Below are 19,020 nucleotides of genomic sequence, written 5' to 3' on the forward strand. Positions count from 1 at the left end.
ATAAGTATAGTCTTTTTTATTCATCTTAATGCCAGATTCCCCGGTTCTTATAAAATAACTGTCATCCCATGCGGTGAACAAGATCGAATATCTTATTCCCCCCCCTTTATTTTAGCGTTTAATTTTAGTCATCATTGTTTTACACTCATCAACACCCATTACAACAGCAAGAAAAAGATACAATAATGATCACTTCTATAAGTAATGACTATCAAAGCATTTGCTTACGTTCATTACAACCAAATGCCGTAAATATTTTCGATATTGACTCCATTTCACTACTCATTGGAAATAATGGTTCGGGCAAGACTCGCTTTCTAGAACAAATAATTAATGAACTACGATCCTCGCATGTAGGTGTTTACCATGGAGCTTGTCAGATATACATGCATGGTCATCCCGTTAGCGATCATGATACTAGAGTTTGGGGAGTCATTTATTATTCCCCGGTCCCTTATCGATTGCATTTCAGATCGGACAGGAATGGACGCATTATCGATGCATCCCCTAAATCGACAAAAGAACTGCCTTTGATGAAACTGAATGAATGGTACCATATTGCACAAGAACTGGGTATTACGCCGAAACTTGTTGCCAAAATAAACATTGATATAAGACCATTGCTTATTGATATAATAACTATAGGTATGAAATGGTTAACAGATGACTGGAAAGAAATCTTTAACGCTGACGATATCAAAATTTACCATATCACTGAGGATGCGTTAAACACAGGCAACAATGATTATCAATCTGCTGGTAACACATTAAAAAAATCATTACAACTCAAGACTGAATACGCTGATACCTTATTATCCGTTCTCATCAAAAGATACTCAACTAATAAAATACTTGCTGTATTAATTGTTTTACATCGTGCTCGATTAAATAAAAGACTTAACGCTGAGAAATTAGATATCATTCTTAAGCATGTTTTCGGTCTTACAATTATGAACTCTAAGCGCAACTCTTTATCTAAAGAAATGAGAGTTTTTATTGAACATATTGACTCAATACATGAGTTCTTTAATGAAAGTGAAACTGACATCTACCTGACACGAAATATTTCTGCTGAAATTGATTTATATAACATCAAGAATGCGGAGCGAGTGAATAATAGCATTATCTCAGATTATTTTAAAATTCAATTTTCTCAAATGAGCAGCGGGCAAATGTCCATGATTGCGCATTTGGGATTAATTATGGATGCCATTGAAGAACAACATAAAAGAGGATGGAGAGAAATCCTTATTCTTATCGACGAGGGAGATGCATTTTTACACCTCGAATGGCAACGCAAATATATTTACAAATTAAATAAAATCTTAGGCTCTGCAAAACGACGATTACATCTTAACGTATTGCAACTCATTATTTCAACCCACTCTCCATTACTTGCAACAGATATTCCAAAAGAATTTATATGTCGCCTTCATCGGTCTGATGAAAAGATATCTAATGAAGTCATAAATGGCTTTGCCGCCCCTATACCTCAGCTTATTCATGATAGTTTCCTGGCAAATACCATAGGCGAATTTGCTACAAGTAAAATCAATGAAACGTGGATTAAAATAAGTACTAAAAAGGAAGCGGACGCGAATGATTTGTATATTATTAATAACATTGACAACCGACTTTTAAGAGAAGAAATGGAACGTTTTTTGCCTCAAAAAGGAGAGTATCATGATCCTATCAATCGCAAATAATTGGAATGACGCACGCGAAAAACACTCTATTTTTTTAGAGGAATTAATTCATGGTTTTATTGTTAACCAGGATACACACCAAAAATTTCCTTTTGCCGCATCTGATTTTTTGTTGCGTATTAAAAGCAAACTCATCTCTTGCTCCGCACAAGATTTACTGGATTGTAATAATGAATTTGATAAAGAAGTGCAGAATTTAGGCAAACTGGCAGAACCATTGTTGATTGAACCTCTGAAAATTCTTTTTAACTATGATGATTTCTGCAAGAAGAAAAAAAGTTGGGACGCCTATGATCTTTGTAAAAAATCGCAAATCAGAACTTGTCCGTATTGTAACCAGGCTTTTGCCTTTACTTTGCAACCTATTCCGAAAGGAAGGGGTTTTCGACCTACGCTGGATCATTTCTATGATAAAGCCCGTTATCCTCATCTGGCACTGGCATTAAATAATCTTATCCCTTCATGTTCAACCTGTAATTCCAGTCTTAAAAATATCATAGATTTTAATACAATACCGCATTTAAATCCCCTTTTCGATCAGGAAAACATTCGTTTTTCGTTCTCAACAACGAACCCCACTTTGCTTCAAAAAAGAATAGAACTTGGCAGGATAACTGGCTTAAAGATCAGAGCCTCAGAAGTTATTCCTTGCGAAAAAACCAGGAACTCTCTTGACACTTTTATGATTGAAGAACGTTATGACATGGTTATGCAGGAAGCTATAGAATTTGCTGCCAGCAAAATACTGTATAACGATCTGAAAAAGGAAATGATACTACCCATCATATTTACAAACGAACAGACAATCCTTAGGTTTGATCGTTCAAAATATAAAAACTACATTCTGGGTAAACTTTATGCAGATATTTATGATCTTCTAAGTTAACTCAAAACAATGTATTGCCACGCTATTTGGCAGGGATGAGCCCCGTCCTCCGACGAACCTCATCCCTGCAGGTTAGCTGTTTTCTCTTCATCAGGAAATAAAATCAGTTTCCTCATGCCCCCTGTCGCGGTAGTCTCATATGTTCCGCCAATATGACGGATGCAATGTGAGTAACCTTTTCTTATACCAATAATTAAAAATCAGTACAGACAGGACAACTATGGACTCCACCCTCACCTCCGCACGCCCTAATGAGGAGACACCTTCGCTCAATCGTGCCCGCCGCGCCGCTCTCGGTAGCTTCGCAGGGGCCGTCGTCGACTGGTATGATTTTCTGCTCTATGGCATCACTGCCGCCCTGGTATTTAACCGTGAATTCTTCCCCCAGATTAGCCCTGCGATGGGCACACTGGCCGCGTTTGCCACGTTCGGCGTGGGATTTCTGTTCCGCCCTCTCGGCGGCGTGATCTTCGGCCACTTTGGCGATCGTCTCGGGCGCAAGCGGATGCTGATGCTCACCGTGTGGATGATGGGCGGTGCCACCGCGCTTATCGGTATCCTGCCGTCATTTGCCTCTATTGGCTGGTGGGCACCCGTTCTGCTGGTCATCCTGCGTGCGATTCAGGGTTTCGCCGTTGGCGGTGAATGGGGGGGTGCTGCGCTGTTGTCTGTGGAAAGTGCGCCTAAGAATAAGAAAGCGTTTTACAGCAGCGGTGTGCAGGTGGGGTATGGCGTTGGCCTGCTGCTCTCAACCGGGCTGGTATCGCTGATTAGCCAACTGACTACCGACGAGCAGTTCCAGAGCTGGGGATGGCGTATTCCCTTTATCTTCAGCATCGTTCTGGTGATAGCGGCACTGTGGGTGCGTAACGGCATGGAGGAATCTGCGGAATTTGAGAAGCAGCAGCAGGAAAAACCAGTGGTTAAAAAACGACTGCCCGTGATGGAAGCACTTGCCCAGCACCCTGGCGCTTTTCTGAAAATTATTGCCCTGCGTCTGTGCGAGCTGCTGACCATGTATATCGTCACCGCCTTCGCCCTTAATTATTCGACGCAGAATCTGGGGTTACCGCGCGAGCTGTTCCTGAATATCGGGCTGCTGGTGGGTGGCATAAGCTGTCTGACTATCCCCTGCTTTGCCTGGCTGGCCGACCGGTTTGGCCGCCGCCGCGTCTATATCACTGGCGCGCTGATTGGCACGCTTAGCGCCTGGCCATTCTTTATGGCACTGGAAGCGCAGTCAGTCTTCTGGATCGTCTTTTTTGCCATCATGCTGGCAAATATCGCGCATGACATGGTGGTGTGCGTGCAGCAGCCCATGTTTACCGAACTGTTCGGCGCGAGTTATCGCTATAGCGGTGCTGGCGTAGGGTATCAGGTTGCGAGCGTGGTGGGCGGTGGGTTTACCCCGTTTATTGCTGCCGCGCTGGTCACCTTTTCCGGGGGTAACTGGCACAGCGTGGCAATTTATCTGCTGGGTGGCTGCCTGGTTTCGGCGGCAACAGCCCTGTTGATGAAAGAAACCTCTCACCCTTGATCCCCAGGCGGAAGCCGTTGCTTCCGCCGCTGTTTTACGTGTCAGGGCTGTTGCGGCAGCCTTTTGTCATATCCCTGAATACCGACTTTTGTTTCACACTCCTGTGACATACTATCGGGTGTAGCCGCACACCTGTGGAACAAGGAGACAGAGATGAATAATAAGGGCTCCAGCCTGACCCCGGCTCAGGCACTGGAAAAACTCGATGCGCTGTACGAACAGTCTGTTAACGCGTTGCGCAGCGCCATTAGTGAGTACATTGAAAACGGAAAACTTCCCGACGATAAGGCCAGAAGCAATGGCCTTTTTGTTTATCCAGCACTCTCCGTCACCTGGGACGGAAGCGCCACCAACACGCCAAAAACCCGTGCCTATGCGCGCTTTACGCACTCAGGCTGCTACACCACTACCGTCACCCGCCCTGCCCTGTTCCACCCTTACCTTGAAGAACAGCTCACGCTGCTGTTCCAGGATTACGGTGCGCACATCAGTGTTGAACCCTCTCGTCATGAAATCCCGTATCCCTATGTGATTGACGGCTCTGCGCTGACTCTTGACCGTTCAATGAGTGCGGGGCTGACGCGTCACTTCCCGACCACAGAGTTGTCGCAGATTGGCGATGAAACCGCGGATGGTATTTATCACCCGGCTGAGTATTCCCCACTTTCGCATTTTGATGCCCGTCGCGTGGATTTCTCACTGGCCCGCCTGCGCCACTACACCGGCACGCCAGCGGAGCATTTCCAGCCTTTCGTGCTGTTTACCAACTACACCCGCTATGTAGATGAGTTTGTCCGCTGGGGTTGCAGCCAAATCCTTGACCCGGATAGCCCGTATATCGCGCTCTCCTGCGCGGGGGGAATTTGGATCACGGCCGAAACCGAAGCCCCCGAGCAGGCCATTTCCGACCTGGCATGGAAAAAGCACCAGATGCCTGCCTGGCACCTGATCACCGCTGACGGCCAGGGGATCACGCTGATCAACATCGGCGTTGGCCCCTCTAACGCCAAAACCATCTGTGACCATCTGGCGGTGCTGCGCCCGGACGTCTGGCTGATGATTGGCCACTGCGGGGGATTGCGTGAAAGCCAGTTGATTGGCGATTACGTACTGGCTCATGCCTATCTGCGTGACGATCACGTGCTGGATGCGGTACTGCCGCCCGATATCCCGATCCCAAGCATTGCCGAAGTCCAGCGCGCGCTGTACGACGCCACCAAAGAGGTCAGCGGAATGCCGGGCGAAGAAGTTAAACAACGCCTGCGTACCGGCACGGTTGTCACCACCGATGACCGCAACTGGGAGCTGCGCTACTCTGCCTCTGCGCTGCGTTTCAACTTAAGCCGCGCGGTGGCTATCGATATGGAAAGCGCCACCATCGCCGCACAGGGTTACCGGTTCCGCGTTCCTTACGGCACGCTGCTGTGTGTGTCTGATAAACCGCTACACGGGGAAATCAAACTTCCCGGCCAGGCAAATCGTTTCTATGAAGGCGCGATTTCCGAACACCTGCAAATCGGCATTCGCGCCATCGATTTACTGCGTGCGGAAGGCGATAAACTGCACTCCCGCAAATTGCGTACCTTCAACGAGCCGCCGTTCCGCTAATAACAAAAAGGAAAAACAATGCACACCACATCATCGCTCGCTGCACTGCGTCAGTGGCTGGAAGAAAACCATCTCGACGGGATGATCGTCCCACGTGCCGATGCCTGGCAAAGCGAGTACTGCGCGCCGTACGACGAAAAACTGGCCTGGCTGACAGGCTTTGACGGCTCCGCCGGGCTGGCGCTGGTACTGAAAGACAAAGCGCTACTGTTCGTTGATGGCCGCTATCAGGTCCAGGCGCGCGTTCAGGTCAATCTGGACGACGTTGAGATCCACCATCTGCACAACGAGCCGCTGGCACAATGGCTGGCGCAAAACAGTAAGGAAGGGACGCGCATTGGTTTTGAGGCGCTGTTGATGACTAATTCAGACTATCAGCAGCTGTCAGCCACGCCGTGCGAGCTGGTGCCGCTGAAGACTTCTCCGTTCGATACGCTATGGGCAGGCCGCCCTGCGGCACCTGCGGGGCTTATCCGCGAGATGCCGGATGCGGTAAGCGGCGAGAGTAGCGCCGATAAACGCCAGCGTGTTGCGAAGATCCTCGCTGAGAAAAATGCGGATTATCTGGCCATTACGCTGCCGGACAACATCGCCTGGCTACTGAACGTGCGCGGTTCTGATATTCCGACCAGCCCGGTTCCCCTCTCATTTGCCCTGCTCAACCGTGACGGTGCCGTTGAGTGGTTTGTTAACGACAATAAGCTGAGCGAACTCCCCGACGCGGTAAAAGAGGCTTTCACGCTTTCACCGCAGGATGCTTTTATCGGGCGTTGTCAGCAGATTTCTCAGGGTAAACGCGTTCTGGTCGACGCCGATTCTGCACCTGTGGCATTGCGTTTTGCCATTGAGCCACAGGGGGAAATTGTCTGGCAGACTGACCCAATCACTCTGATGAAGGCCGGAAAAAACCCAACTGAGCTTGCCGGATACCGTGACTGCCATCACCAGGATGGCGCGGCGTGGGTGAATTTCCTGGCCTGGCTGTCACGCGAAGTGCCACAACGCGTTGCCGCGGGCAAACCGCTGACGGAACTGGATGTTCAGGCACAGCAGTTGGTGTTCCGCGAGCGTCAGCCAGGTTTTATCGAACAGAGTTTTGCCACTATTTCTGCTTCGTCCAGCAATGCGGCGATGTGCCATTACCACTCAAGTGAAACCAGCAACAAGCCTATTGGTCATGACCATTTTTACCTGAATGACTCCGGCGGTCAGTACCGCAACGGCACCACGGACGCTACGCGCACGCTGGCATGGGGCAAAGTTGAACCACAGCAGCGTTTGCACTACACCGCCGTGCTGAAAGGCTTTTTATCGCTGATTACGCTGCAATTCCCGTCCGGGACTCAGGGGCACCAGTTGGATGCATTTGCGCGTCGCCCGCTGTGGGAAATGGGTCTGGATTACGATCACGGTACCGGACACGGGGTGGGCCATCAGCTGCTTATCCACGAGAACCCGCATCGTTTAGCGAAGAAGGTTAACCCGTGGCCGCTGGTGGCAGGAAATATCATGACCATTGAACCTGGTTACTATCTGGCTGACAGCCACGGTATTCGTATTGAAAACCAGGTGGAAATTGTCGAGAGCCGCCCGGGCTTCTGTAAATTTGCCTCTCTGACCTTGATCCCGATTGATTTGAGCCAGGTTGAGCTGCATTTGTTGAACGAGCAGGAAAAACAGTGGCTGGACGAGTACCACCAGCAGGTTCGCGATGTGTTATCGCCGCGGGTAGACAGCGATGCACGGCCGTGGCTGTTTGAGGCGACGGCGCCGATTCGCGTTACCCGGTAGGGTGCTGTTGTTTTGATGCCGGGTGGCGGCTTCGCCTTACCCGGCAGTTATATTAAAAAGCGTAACCGACAGTTAAATAGTATGCCCACCCTGTTGAATCTATAGTGGTGATATTTCCATCGCTGTTAAATGCTTTACTACCTTCATCAAATTGCCCGCCATGATAGAAATAACGAAGGGTTGCACCGTAGTTCCAGTGAGGATAAACCAGGCTGAGCACGTTGGTGGACACTATCGAACTATTTGTACGCGAGTAAAATTGTTGCTCTCCGCCTGATTCATCTTTTAGGTCTGAACCAAAATCAAAATTGGTAAAACCGACATAACTTAGTTTGCCACCAAATATTGTTGTAAGAGGTATGACATACTTTACCTTGAAGCGATATCCATCCCACTCATTTTCGTTGGCAGCATTGTAATTGTTCCCTTGATATTTGGCATAGATGTTTGCAGATAACGTCATCGGTAGCCCCGTATCAATATCTGTTCCTAGCCCCATATACCAGGTACTCTGTCGCTGCCCTGCGTTGGAACCTGCATCATAGATATAGTTGTGGGCAAAATACCATTCTTTAAATGGACCGAAGCTTAGATCGAGTCCTGTTAACTTGTCGATGCTAAAACGCGGCTCTATCTCTGCAAAAAATGGAGAACCATTGTCCCAAATACCGATATCATTATCATTGCCTATACCAAAAAACTTAGGTAAGTCTGCGTAACCGTAGAAATCAAACCAATCCACATGAGCCCAGGCACGATACTCTGGATATAAATCTGCTCTTTTTAGTGGCCCAAAGCGAGTTGAGTTGCTTCCAACCACATTAATGCTTTGATGCCACCAGTCTGATAAATATTCATTACTTACAGAGTCTGCCAATGCTGCCGTGGGTAACAGCATAAATACACCTGATAATATATTTGTTATTTTTTGCATAAGTAGAGATTCCTTCCACAGAGGTATGTTAATAAAATTTATTCATTTATGGGAAGTATATTATTGAGTCTATTTAGCCATACTTACGTCGACCACTCTCATCTCAAGATCGGGTTTCAATGGATTATGAGTCTTGACATAATCCATGATTGACTCAGCAGAAGTTGTACTGTTGATCGTTTTAATATTCGTTCCTTTTAAGAACGCGTCAAATCCATCCCCACCCGTCGCGCAAAATGAATGTGTAGCAACCCGATATGTTTTGGTTAGATCTACTGCTTGATTATCAATAGTGAATTTAATGATTCGCTCACCCAACGGTTTTTTACTGTCATATTCAACATGAACGTTTTTTGAGACTTGCAAAACTCCATTGGTAAGATTAGTTGCGTGGACCATTAAATTGACGAGATCCTTTCCGGTGAGATCCATTTCAATAAGTTCGTTATTAAATGGGAAGGTAGTAATTACATCACCATAACTTAACTCCCCTTGTGGTAAATCAGCACGCAACCCTCCGCTGTTTTGTAAACCCACGACGGCGTCTGGCGCTTTGGCCATCATGGCATCAATAACTAAATTACCAACAGGTGACGATTCACCATAAGAACGCGTGAATGCTGTCGTTGTCGACCCAATGATTTGGTCAGTGATACTTTTCAGTTTAGCATTCCACTCATCAATCCTGGCTTGAACTTTTGGGTCCGGTTTATATTCGTCTGCAAATATAGTGATTAGTTTACCGCTATAGCCATCAATTTTTTTAGTCTGCGGGTTTAGATTCAATACAAGTTTACCAATATCGGTACCATACGCATCCGTTGAAACGATGAGCGTGTCATTCACTTTTATTGGCTCAGGTGTACCCACATGAGCATGACCGGTGATTAACACATCAATGCCCTTAAATTTCTTTGCGGTATCGATATCGGCTTGCAACATCCTGGCTACGTCTTTATTTCCATAACTTGACTGGCGCGCTGGCGTACCTTCATGGATAAGCAATACGATGATATCAACCTTGCCTTTTAACGCATCAAGCCCTTTTTGAATGTAAGGTACTTCATCACGGGTCTCTGCGCCAGCGTAAGCCTTAGCGGCAACTGTGTCATAAAATGCAAATTTCTGATGTATACCAATTACGCCAATTTTAACGCCATCTTTTTCGACAATCGTCCAGGGGTTATTCCATACGGGCTTGTCACTTTTGGCATAAAATACATTACCCAGTAAAATAGGGAAATCCGCTTTTGATAACTGTTTAACCATATTATCAACGCCATGGTCAAATTCATGATTCCCCACTGACACCGCATCAAAGGGCATTGCATTCATTATGTCAATAATTGCTTCACCTTTGGTTAAGGTGCTTATATAAGGCCCGGTAAAATAATCTCCCGCATCAAAGAAAAATACATCTTTACTTTTTTTCTTTGCATCATTAACGATGGTTGCTATGTTCGCAAAACCACCGACCAAACGTTCTTTGTCGACGACGGGAACTTTCCCTGGAGATACATGAGCATGTAAATCGTTGGTGTAATAGATCGTCACATCCTTTGCGCTAACTGATGCTGTTAATGTTGCAGACAAACACAATGCAATCAAACTAAGCTTAGTTCTTCTCTTCATAATAAAACCCTTTCAACTTTATGAATAATTATTATATTTCAGTCAAGATCTCATGCAGATATTTGCATGTTTTCATTGTTTTACAGTAACGCCTCCATATCGGCTTTAAAGGCAAGAAATAGTCAATAAAGCCGATTATTCATCAACTGATGACACCACTCGGAAACTATTGCGGCAGGAAAACTTATTTTTTCACATCAGCAACGCGCATACCGGTAAGTTGTTCATCGGTAATGGTGTTACCTGCTTTAAAGTAATCGATCACTGCGTTGTAAACGTAATACCCACCGTTTGTATTACGTGCTTTACCCTCGGTAAACGTGGTGAAGCCGTCGCCACCATCAGCAAGGAAGTTTTGGGTAGCAATGTGATAAACCGTCGCATCCTCAATCGCTTTGCCATTAAGTGTAAGTTCCAGAACTCGTTGTCCAACAGGCTTACTACTGTCGTACTTCATTTCCACGCCTTTTGAGACCTGCAGCACCCCGTTACTTAAACTTGCACCATGCTCCATCAGACTACGTAATTGTTTACCGGTAAGATCCATAGTGACCAGCTCGTTAGGGAATGGGAATGTACTAATGACCCCCCCCATCGTAATCGCACCAGACGGGATCTCACTGCGGATACCGCCAGAGTTGGTTAAAGCCAACTGTGTAGTTTTACCCGCAGCGGCCAGCAAAGCGTCCGCAGCAAGATTGCCCAGTGAAGCTGATTCACCATATGCACGTGTTAATTCAACCGGCGACTGCGCCACCGTTTGTCCTACCACTTCATCAAGTTTCTTATTCCAGCGGTCAATCACCTGCTTCGTTTGCGGATCCGGCTTCCACTCATCAGCATATATGGTTTTAAGCTCGAAATTTTTCACCGTAAAGCTATGTGGCTTCTCTTTGTAGTCCAGTACCAGTTTCCCTACATCGATACCACCGCTGTCGGTCGAGAGGATTAGCGTATTACCTACTTTAATCGGTTCCGGCGTACCGACATGCGCATGTCCGGTAATCAGAATATCCAGACCTTTCACCTGGCTTGCCGTCTGAATATCCTTATCCAGCGCACGACGCACATCTGTGCTTCCTATACTGGACTGACGGGCAGGTGTGCCTTCGTGGACCAGCAATACGGTCAAATCCACTTTGTCCTTAAGTTCATCGATATAACGCTGTAACCATTTAATCTCATCCCGTGCTTCAATACCTTCGCGCGTTGTAGCGGAAACGGTATCATCAAAGGCAAACACGCCGTGCAAGCCTATAACGCCAATTTTTACCCCCTCTTTCTCAATAATGGTATATGGCTTATCCCAAAACGCTTTATCGCTGTTCTGATAAAAAATATTGCCCTGTACAATGGGGAATTTCGCCTGGCTAAGCTGGAGCAACGTATTATCCCAGCCATCATCAAATTCATGATTGCCCATTGTGACTGCATCAAACGGCATGGTATTCATAATATCAATGATCGCCTTGCCCTTCGTTAAACTGCTGATATAAGGGCCGGTAAAATAGTCACCTGCATCAAAAAACCATGTAGCTTCGTTTTTGCTTTTTTCCTTTTTTACCAGCGTGGTGATATTTGCCCAGCCACCGATGTCACGTTTACCGTCAGCAATCCATGGCACTTTATAAGGTTCCACATGGGCATGGAGATCATTGGTATAAATAATAGTGACATCCTTGGCACAGGCCCAGAATGGTAATGTCAACAAAATACCCGTAGCAATCACTTTTAATTTCATAATTTTTACCTTCATTCACATTAATTTCGGGTATTTTACGTTCTGAAAGACATTGATATGTGCGTCTGTTCACACAATCAAATCGACGTTATAGTTCAAAATCACCGACCTCTTGAAATCGTTGGTGGCTTATGTCGACTTTATTTACAATTAATAGCTGCAAGACGTTTGGGTGTCGCAATTTAGGGTTAGCGACATCTGAAGATTACCGTTGGCCGGACTATCGACTGGGTTATCCGGCATTGCACTGTCGGGCATGTGGTAGTTATCCTCCTCTATTTGAAGCACATCAATTTAATGAATGGTTGTCAGCTCACTTAAGTGCCTATGCTTCTGAAAGTGGCTATTTTTGTCCTGTATGTTATGGCAAAGAAACTATTCGCTATGGTTATAATCCGCAAGGAACACAGCGCGTTCAGTGCCGCACCTGCAAAAAAGTCTGGACACCGAAACGGCAATTACTAAGAGAAATAACATCACCAGAACGGATTGAAACGGTATCTTTAATTGTGCCGTTCCAGGGGAGGAGAGCAGATCAAAAACTGTATGTCCTGCTAAGTTTCGATGCTATTCAAGGTAATATTATTCATATTTCCACTAATTTCACTCAGCATTCCGCCGGGGCGGCCCTACGTTATCTCTGCCGAGGGAATATTGAGCCTGATTTGGATCACTGTGATATCGTAAAACACGTTGATATGCGCGAGATGCAATTTCTACATCGCAGTCAGTTCGATGAAATTCAGTACGGAAGTGCTGTACTCAAACGCATTGCAAAAGGTGCTATTCTGCGTCCGGTTATCGCTGCTCATGGGCATTTTCGGGTACTGAACATCCTCTTTCCTGAGATAAAGACACATCTTATTTCTCACGAATGTTTTCTTCGGGGAGCAGTTATTACTGTTTGGGCAAAACTGTTCCGCCAACGACAAGCTGAACTTTGGTATATAGAGGAGGATATAAGCGACAGTGATACGAATATGCCCTGGCATTTTCAGGGTAAAACGCGGCATGGCTGGTGGCAAAGTCAGTGGTCGCTTTGGGTACAGGGAAAAAACCGTAAGATGGTTTGCTCATTAACGAATGGGGATAGCAATAACGCTAAAACACTCTCTTTAGCAGCCAGTAGGCACTATATCCAATGGCTATATAAACAAACGGATTTTATCCATAGCGCTAAATTATCCGCAGGGCGCGTAACACAAATACTATGTTCCCTGGCGCAAGACTACAACTGTAAGATTATGAAGGAAAATGAAAACCGAGAATTATGAGGCCATGTTGCATTTTTCCCGTGATCTTATCGTCTTGCTGAGACAGGCACTAAACACCTGGCCTGTATCGTCAAGGGTTCATGCAAATACATGAACCCTTTTAATATATGCAATGTGATCAATTATTTATTAAAACGGATGATCAATCGCACTTGTTCTTTATACATAAACCGTTTCTTTAGTTTACAGTAATTGATGCCGTAGTGATTAGATCAGATAGCTCTGTTTCGTTAAATAATCTTGCACGATAGCCCTCTGCTGGGAATTGCGGCGCGCCATCAGGAAGAGAAATTACATCGTAGATGGTGGCAATCATGTTACCGTTCACATCAGAGATAAAGAATGAACGGGCATGGTTGGTAAAAATAACAAAGTAATCATCATGGTCAAACACTCCCCCCATAAAATCAGTCCACTGGACGATAGGTGTGGTTGGCAGTTCGATAGGCGCTTGAATTTCCACAGCCGTTTTCGCTGCTAAGTCAACAGCATAGAACAGAATACGAGCAGGAGGTGTTGAATAGGCATCCGTTGTTGCATCGTCATTCATCGGGCGTACAACAGGATTTCCATCTGCATCAAGACATGATCTATTATCAAAGACAGATAAAACAAATTTCCCCACGGTAGAGTCGATATATTCTGCAAATGCACTATTATTTGTAATGCACACAGTGTGAGCACCATTTTCATAGTGAGTAATACCGGAATTATCAATCTGAATAGTATCTGGATTCACCGGGAATTGAGGGTTGAAATTCCCGGTATCGATCGCCCACAAGATACTACCATCAACGATAGATACGCCAAACGTCGTACTCGTTGAACGGGAATGAACAATAACTGCTTCATCATTATTTGGGCTACTTGCAATCCATGAAAGTGAGTTTAAATGAATATCATTAGGAGTACTGTTATTCAAAATTTGAGTACCGCTATACTCACTGGTGTAATTTTTTGCCCAAATCATTTTCCCGGTCTGATCGTTAAATTTAAGAACCAGAGAATCTTGCCCCATCGTGTTGGTTATACGATTAGGACTATCGTTACCGAACATATAAATATCGCCAGCTGAGTCCCAGACTAAATCGTGAGTATTTGAATAGTGATTGCCATCTGAATCACGCATGTCGAATTCAAAGATAACATTACCGAGAATGTCAATTTTGAAAAAGCGACGACCATACCACGACATATCTTCATCGCTACCAGTATAGATGTAACCATTGTGAATTCTCAGCGGCTGGAGATGATACACTGATAAGAAGTTAAAACGCAGGTCACCATTTTGATCGTAACCTCGGCCAGTCGATTGCATCAACCAACTATTTCCCCAAACAGATGTAAACAGCGCAGGATCAGTTTGTTCAATATCGAGATGGAAGATTACAGATTTATCATAAACCTGATCCACCGTGCTAACAGAGAATGGTTGATTGAAAACTTCAGCCCCAGTTTCGTCCTTAAACACAACCTGAACGTCGTTTGCATATTGTGCATAAAGACCAATGACAGGAATTTTTATGGTTTGAGAAACACCATAAATCAGCTCCGAGGAATAGGTGAAATCTACGCTAGTCGAACTGGTTGTCCGTTTTGCTACAGTGTAAGAGTAGCTAACTGGTGTATCTGAAGTAAAATAAAGATAAGCAGCAAGTTGGTTGTCAGCCGGTGCAAGTTCAGTTTTAACATAAGTAATTGTCATGATTTTATTCCTTTTGGATTTAAGATTTAAAATACGATTTTTATTAAACACCCATACATATAGAACATAATAATATCCATATATTATTATTTGATTAGATATGTACAGTAATTGCTTGTATAGGCAATAGTTTACCTACTACTTTCAGCAGTAATTAAAAATGGACGTGTATTGTAATACTCCTCTTACAAAATAGCTGTGTAAACAGCGACGTGGCTAATCATCCTGCAAATGCAGGTGTACCGTATTATCTGTATAAAAGATCTGCGAGAAACTTTCAGATGCTATTATGGATACATTTTCCGTGAGAGCTGAAAATGAACACCATCCTTTATTTCCGTCCAGTTACCACCCCATTCAATATCAACATCCAACTCCTTCGCAGCCTGAAACACTGCTGTGGCAATTGTTTGGTAATGTTTAAACTCCCATGAGGCCGTACCATTTATAACTGCAAATATATCAACAGCATGCCCCGTTAAATGCCTGCTATTTGACGTTAATGATTTCCCTGCTGCCAATAGTTCAAGCTGCCGTTTTTGGTTTCTTAACCCTTCTGAAATACCAAAATCAACAGGTGATGATTTCAATGCTTTTCTCATTACATCAGAAAGGTCTTTATGTACGCCTTTAAGATTTTTTTCAGTAGTTTTACTGAATTCATGGTTCATCATTGTCATCTCCAGAGATTTTTTTCCAGTAATAATTAAGGGCAACAACGCCCATTGCACCTGATATGCCACTAACCGCAAGTGAAGTATGAAATACCGAACCAAGGCTTTGTGACATCAATCCAGAAAGTACACCGGTAAAACCTGAAACAATAATTTGTGCTAATGCCGTAAATAAACTTCGTCCAGACTGACCAGACTTAACATCAAGGATATATCTAACAAGACCTCCCCACGCACCGAATAATATTATGTAAATCCAGCTAAAGAACGCATTTGTTGATGGGTCTTTCCATGGCAAAACAATTACCTCCTGAGGTTGAAAAAGTAAAAACGTTACCGTCCGATGAGATTATTTTTTCGTAACTGAGCTATTGCTTTTGCTATGTAGTGAATAATAAACGTTGAGCAACCCTGTTTTGTGATGAATGTCACACGAAATGCAATTAATAGCTTGTATCGATCAATAAGCTGCTAATGATAGCTAATATTTATTGATTGTAATCATACTATTTAGTAGTGGAATGCATAAGAGGGGTAAGCGGGAGGGGGAAACCCGATAGCGCGACGACTACTGGGTTTAAGTAGGGAATGATGCTGGAGCCGTAACGCTCTGATCTTCGAGGATTTTGCAGTACCTGGGGGGGATTCAATCGCGTCGATGGGTGAACGCGGTAGTTACAGTGAGGGTGAAAACATTTCGCTGGTGCAGAAAAGCAAAAAGCCTGCTTTAAAAGCAGGCTTTTCAGAATTTGGCTCCTCTGACTGGACTCGAACCAGTGACATACGGATTAACAGTCCGCCGTTCTACCGACTGAACTACAGAGGAATCGTGTGAACGGGGCGCATATTATCGATGCTCCCCGATGATGTCAAAGGCAGAATGCAGATTTCTGATCGTTTGCCGAATTATTCTCCACTTCGTGCATTTGGCAGGCATTCTTTGGATTCGGTATCGACAATTTCGGTTTTTTGGCGGGGATATTTCCATAGCCAGCGCCCGCTCACCATTCTCCAGTAGAACAGAACTCCGCGCACAGCCCAGTCGAGGAACATCCCCAGCCAGACACCGACCACGCCCATTCCCAGCATAATCCCCAGCGTATACCCCGCCACCACGCGACACCCCCACATGCCCAGCATCGATACCCACATGGCAAAGCGGGCGTCGCGCGCACCTTTCAGCCCGGCAGGAAGCACCCAGGAGGCAGCCCAGATCGGCATAAATGCGGCGTTGAGCCAAATCAGGATCTTAACGACCTCTTTAACATCTTCTTCATGGGTGTAGAACGATGCCATCAGCCCGGCAAAAGGCGCGCTACCCCACGCAATTGCGGTCAGCCCGATGGTTGAGAGCCAAAAAACGTGGCGCAACTGGCGTTCAGCCTGCCCTACCTGCCCTTTTCCAAGTCTTTTGCCAGTGATAATTGTCGAAGCAGAGCCGAGGGCATTACCTGGCAGGTTGATGAGTGAGGCGATAGAGAAGGCAATAAAATTCCCCGCGATAACATCGGTCCCCATTCCTGCCACGAACATCTGCGTGAGCAACTTACCGCCGTTAAACAACACCGATTCGATACTGGCCGGGATACCAATCCCCATGACTTCCCAGATAATGGCGAAATTGAGCGGTCGGAAATAGCTTTTCAGCGAGAGGCGGAGTGACGGCGTCATACCGGTCATCAGTACCCCAATAATAGCCGCCGCGCCGATATAACGCGAAATGGTCAGCCCAAGCCCTGCCCCGGCAAAACCCAGCCCGTTCCATGAGAACACACCGTAAATCAGAATACTGCTGATGATGATATTCAGGATGTTCATGCCGCCATTAATCAGCAGCGGAATTTTGGTATTCCCAGCCCCGCGTAACGCCCCGCTACCAATAAGTGCTATCGCCGCCGCCGGATAACTCAATACCGTCATTTCCAGATAGGTCAGCGCCAGCGCTTTGACTTCTTCCGTTGCCTCTCCTGCCACAACATCGATGATCTCCTTGCCGAAATAGTGGATCACCGCCGCCAGAATGACGGAGAAAAGGGTCATGATCATCAGCGACTGTCTGGCTGCCTCGCGAGCGCGTTTGGGATCCAGTTTCCCCAGACTGAACGCAACGACAACCGTTGTCCCCAGATCAATCGCGGCAAAGAAAGACATCACCACCATGTTAAAACTGTCTGCCAGACCTACGCCGGCCATTGCCTCTTTACCAAGCCAGCTCACCAGGAAGGTGCTTAACACCCCCATCAGCAGGACACAGGTATTCTCCAGAAAAATGGGTACAGCAAGAGGAGTGATTTCACGCCAGAAGAGAACACGATAACTTTTACGTTTTGCGTACCAGGGCGTGCGCATAATCGCCTGGCGTATGGGGGCGGTGACGTTCAAAATGGACCTTAGCGAGAAAGTTGAAACTCCATTTCAAATGATGATGGAGAAATGCTCATCCTGCAAAGTATTTTCCATAAAAATATGTTTGGAATTACAACAAACTGACGACAGATTCAGCAATTGAACATTTTTACCTAAGATCAGGTTTGACAAAACTTTTTTCGCCGCTAAGATAAGCCTCCACAACGATTCCTCTGTAGTTCAGTCGGTAGAACGGCGGACTGTTAATCCGTATGTCACTGGTTCGAGTCCAGTCAGAGGAGCCACATTCTGAAAAGCCTGCTTTTAAAGCAGGCTTTTTGCTTTTCTGCACCAGGCACCATCGAAGCGATTGCAGCCCCTGATGTTCCCCCTTATGTTAAGCAATTCTCTTGTTCAATGGTGATGAAGCATGAACCCTTTGTTTGTCTACGGCACGCTGCAACCAGGCCACTCAAACGCGCATATTCTGGAAAACATCGGTGGCGAATGGCTATCGGGTTACGTGAAAGGCACCTTTTACGCGCGCGGATGGGGTGCGGCGGCCGATTTCCCGGGGATTGTTCTGGATGAACACTGCACGCGCGTTGACGGTTATCTGTTTGTCTCCGACAACCTTGAAACACACTGGGCGATGCTGGACGAGTTTGAAGAGGGTTACGACCGGGTAGAAGTCAGTGTTACCACGCTTGAAGGCCAGCACGTTACGGCGTGGATTTATCAATTACAGCCGCGCGCTGCGATTTAAAACAAAAAAGGCTCTCTGTCACCAGAGAGCCTTTTTCACGTTCAGCCACGATTACTCGCTTTTAGCTTCACCGTTCTTGATTTCGCCCATCACTTTCAGCTTTTTGGAGATGTCGCGGCGTTCTTTGGACAGCTCAGCATTTTTGATGATGTAGTCATCAACGCGGTCTTCATAGTCGCTCTTCATGCTGGCGATAATGCCCTGAATAGCTTCAACGCTCATACCTGGCTTGATGTAGTCGCTCAGGTTATCCAGCAGCAGAACACGTTTCTGGTTGTCACGGATCTTCTTCTCAACGTCCTGGATTTCACGCTGTAATTTGTTTTTGCGGCGGAACAGGCGGACGAATTCCAGAACATCCTGGAACGAAGGCTTGGTAGTTTCCATTTTTACACCCCTGATAATGTGAGATTCGGATTC

Annotated in this window: 15 protein-coding genes and 2 tRNA genes; 8 read left to right on the forward strand and 9 right to left on the reverse strand. The window is 45.8% G+C overall.

Translation table 11 applies throughout. The features are described from left to right. Positions 1 to 185: 185 nt before the first annotated feature. The 5 genes from ACT9TW_RS20105 (at position 186) to ACT9TW_RS20125 (ending at position 7,528) form a co-directional block, all read left to right on the forward strand. Positions 186 to 1,706, forward strand: coding sequence for an AAA family ATPase (locus tag ACT9TW_RS20105; RefSeq protein ID WP_446493495.1), 1,521 nt, complete (start codon positions 186 to 188; stop codon positions 1,704 to 1,706). Further along, positions 1,684 to 2,592 carry a hypothetical protein gene (locus tag ACT9TW_RS20110; RefSeq protein WP_446493496.1) on the forward strand — a complete coding sequence of 303 codons (909 nt, stop codon included), beginning with the start codon at positions 1,684 to 1,686 and terminating at the stop codon, positions 2,590 to 2,592. Before ACT9TW_RS20105 ends, ACT9TW_RS20110 begins: the two co-directional genes overlap by 23 nt. A gap of 220 nt (positions 2,593 to 2,812) precedes the next feature. Further along, complete coding sequence (gene shiA, locus ACT9TW_RS20115) at positions 2,813 to 4,129, forward strand: shikimate transporter (RefSeq protein ID WP_446493497.1); 1,317 nt, start codon at positions 2,813 to 2,815, stop codon at positions 4,127 to 4,129. Positions 4,130 to 4,282: 153 nt separating this feature from the next. Then, complete coding sequence (locus ACT9TW_RS20120) at positions 4,283 to 5,737, forward strand: AMP nucleosidase (protein WP_446493498.1); 1,455 nt, start codon at positions 4,283 to 4,285, stop codon at positions 5,735 to 5,737. Positions 5,738 to 5,755: 18 nt separating this feature from the next. Continuing rightward, complete coding sequence (locus ACT9TW_RS20125; protein ID WP_446493499.1) at positions 5,756 to 7,528, forward strand: aminopeptidase P family protein; 1,773 nt, start codon at positions 5,756 to 5,758, stop codon at positions 7,526 to 7,528. Positions 7,529 to 7,580: 52 nt separating this feature from the next. Here the strand turns inward: ACT9TW_RS20125 and ACT9TW_RS20130 are convergent, their stop codons facing one another. The 3 genes from ACT9TW_RS20130 to ACT9TW_RS20140 all read right to left on the reverse strand — a co-directional run bounded on the left by ACT9TW_RS20130 (position 7,581) and on the right by ACT9TW_RS20140 (position 11,835). Then, positions 7,581 to 8,462 (reverse strand): nucleoside-specific channel-forming protein Tsx, encoded by an 882-nt coding sequence (locus ACT9TW_RS20130; RefSeq protein WP_182061636.1) that lies wholly within the window; start codon positions 8,460 to 8,462, stop codon positions 7,581 to 7,583. 69 nt (positions 8,463 to 8,531) lie between these two features. Then, complete coding sequence (locus ACT9TW_RS20135; RefSeq protein WP_446493500.1) at positions 8,532 to 10,094, reverse strand: bifunctional metallophosphatase/5'-nucleotidase; 1,563 nt, start codon at positions 10,092 to 10,094, stop codon at positions 8,532 to 8,534. A gap of 184 nt (positions 10,095 to 10,278) precedes the next feature. After that, entirely contained in the window at positions 10,279 to 11,835 is a 1,557-nt protein-coding gene (locus ACT9TW_RS20140) for a bifunctional metallophosphatase/5'-nucleotidase (RefSeq protein WP_315686106.1), read from the reverse strand. Positions 11,836 to 11,966: 131 nt separating this feature from the next. On the opposite strand from ACT9TW_RS20140, the gene ACT9TW_RS20145 reads away from it, so the two are divergent. Next, a complete protein-coding gene (locus ACT9TW_RS20145) occupies positions 11,967 to 13,109 on the forward strand; it encodes a cytoplasmic protein (RefSeq protein WP_446493501.1) in 1,143 nt (380 codons plus the stop codon). Positions 13,110 to 13,287: 178 nt separating this feature from the next. On the opposite strand, the gene ACT9TW_RS20150 is transcribed toward ACT9TW_RS20145, so the two are convergent. From ACT9TW_RS20150 to emmdR, 5 genes are all read right to left on the reverse strand, one after another. Next, on the reverse strand, positions 13,288 to 14,814 hold the full coding sequence (locus ACT9TW_RS20150; RefSeq protein WP_182061640.1) for an aryl-sulfate sulfotransferase: 1,527 nt from the start codon (positions 14,812 to 14,814) through the stop codon (positions 13,288 to 13,290). 287 nt (positions 14,815 to 15,101) lie between these two features. After that, positions 15,102 to 15,488 carry a M15 family metallopeptidase gene (locus tag ACT9TW_RS20155; protein WP_446493502.1) on the reverse strand — a complete coding sequence of 129 codons (387 nt, stop codon included), beginning with the start codon at positions 15,486 to 15,488 and terminating at the stop codon, positions 15,102 to 15,104. Further along, positions 15,475 to 15,786 (reverse strand): phage holin family protein, encoded by a 312-nt coding sequence (locus ACT9TW_RS20160; protein WP_259349665.1) that lies wholly within the window; start codon positions 15,784 to 15,786, stop codon positions 15,475 to 15,477. The genes ACT9TW_RS20155 and ACT9TW_RS20160 overlap by 14 nt, the downstream gene beginning before the upstream one ends. Before the next feature lie 452 nt (positions 15,787 to 16,238). Further along, a tRNA-Asn gene (locus ACT9TW_RS20165) sits at positions 16,239 to 16,314 on the reverse strand. An 80-nt stretch (positions 16,315 to 16,394) separates the two neighbouring features. After that, positions 16,395 to 17,837, reverse strand: a complete 1,443-nt coding sequence (emmdR, locus tag ACT9TW_RS20170; protein ID WP_446493503.1) for a multidrug efflux MATE transporter EmmdR — start codon at positions 17,835 to 17,837, stop codon at positions 16,395 to 16,397. A gap of 226 nt (positions 17,838 to 18,063) precedes the next feature. On the opposite strand from emmdR, the gene ACT9TW_RS20175 reads away from it, so the two are divergent. Then, positions 18,064 to 18,139, forward strand: a tRNA-Asn gene (locus ACT9TW_RS20175). 125 nt (positions 18,140 to 18,264) lie between these two features. Continuing rightward, positions 18,265 to 18,600: a gamma-glutamylcyclotransferase family protein gene (locus ACT9TW_RS20180; protein ID WP_446493504.1), complete on the forward strand. Its 336-nt coding sequence runs from the start codon at positions 18,265 to 18,267 to the stop codon at positions 18,598 to 18,600. 51 nt (positions 18,601 to 18,651) lie between these two features. On the opposite strand, the gene ACT9TW_RS20185 is transcribed toward ACT9TW_RS20180, so the two are convergent. Continuing rightward, positions 18,652 to 18,987, reverse strand: coding sequence for a DUF496 family protein (locus ACT9TW_RS20185; protein WP_008499467.1), 336 nt, complete (start codon positions 18,985 to 18,987; stop codon positions 18,652 to 18,654). Positions 18,988 to 19,020: the final 33 nt, after the last annotated feature.

Source organism: Enterobacter sp. C4G1 (assembly GCF_052886895.1).

Excerpts from the sequence above, each read along its gene's own strand:
- ACT9TW_RS20185 (WP_008499467.1), bottom strand. The coding sequence starts at position 18,987 with ATGGAAACTACCAAGCCTTCGTTCCAGGATGTTCTGGAATTCGTCCGC.
- ACT9TW_RS20155 (WP_446493502.1), bottom strand. The coding sequence starts at position 15,488 with ATGATGAACCATGAATTCAGTAAAACTACTGAAAAAAATCTTAAAGGC.
- emmdR (WP_446493503.1), bottom strand. The coding sequence starts at position 17,837 with ATGCGCACGCCCTGGTACGCAAAACGTAAAAGTTATCGTGTTCTCTTC.
- ACT9TW_RS20105 (WP_446493495.1), top strand. The coding sequence starts at position 186 with ATGATCACTTCTATAAGTAATGACTATCAAAGCATTTGCTTACGTTCA.
- ACT9TW_RS20120 (WP_446493498.1), top strand. The coding sequence starts at position 4,283 with ATGAATAATAAGGGCTCCAGCCTGACCCCGGCTCAGGCACTGGAAAAA.
- ACT9TW_RS20130 (WP_182061636.1), bottom strand. The coding sequence starts at position 8,462 with ATGCAAAAAATAACAAATATATTATCAGGTGTATTTATGCTGTTACCC.
- ACT9TW_RS20110 (WP_446493496.1), top strand. The coding sequence starts at position 1,684 with ATGATCCTATCAATCGCAAATAATTGGAATGACGCACGCGAAAAACAC.
- ACT9TW_RS20140 (WP_315686106.1), bottom strand. The coding sequence starts at position 11,835 with ATGAAATTAAAAGTGATTGCTACGGGTATTTTGTTGACATTACCATTC.
- ACT9TW_RS20135 (WP_446493500.1), bottom strand. The coding sequence starts at position 10,094 with ATGAAGAGAAGAACTAAGCTTAGTTTGATTGCATTGTGTTTGTCTGCA.
- ACT9TW_RS20180 (WP_446493504.1), top strand. The coding sequence starts at position 18,265 with ATGAACCCTTTGTTTGTCTACGGCACGCTGCAACCAGGCCACTCAAAC.
- ACT9TW_RS20145 (WP_446493501.1), top strand. The coding sequence starts at position 11,967 with ATGTCGACTTTATTTACAATTAATAGCTGCAAGACGTTTGGGTGTCGC.
- shiA (WP_446493497.1), top strand. The coding sequence starts at position 2,813 with ATGGACTCCACCCTCACCTCCGCACGCCCTAATGAGGAGACACCTTCG.
- ACT9TW_RS20150 (WP_182061640.1), bottom strand. The coding sequence starts at position 14,814 with ATGACAATTACTTATGTTAAAACTGAACTTGCACCGGCTGACAACCAA.
- ACT9TW_RS20125 (WP_446493499.1), top strand. The coding sequence starts at position 5,756 with ATGCACACCACATCATCGCTCGCTGCACTGCGTCAGTGGCTGGAAGAA.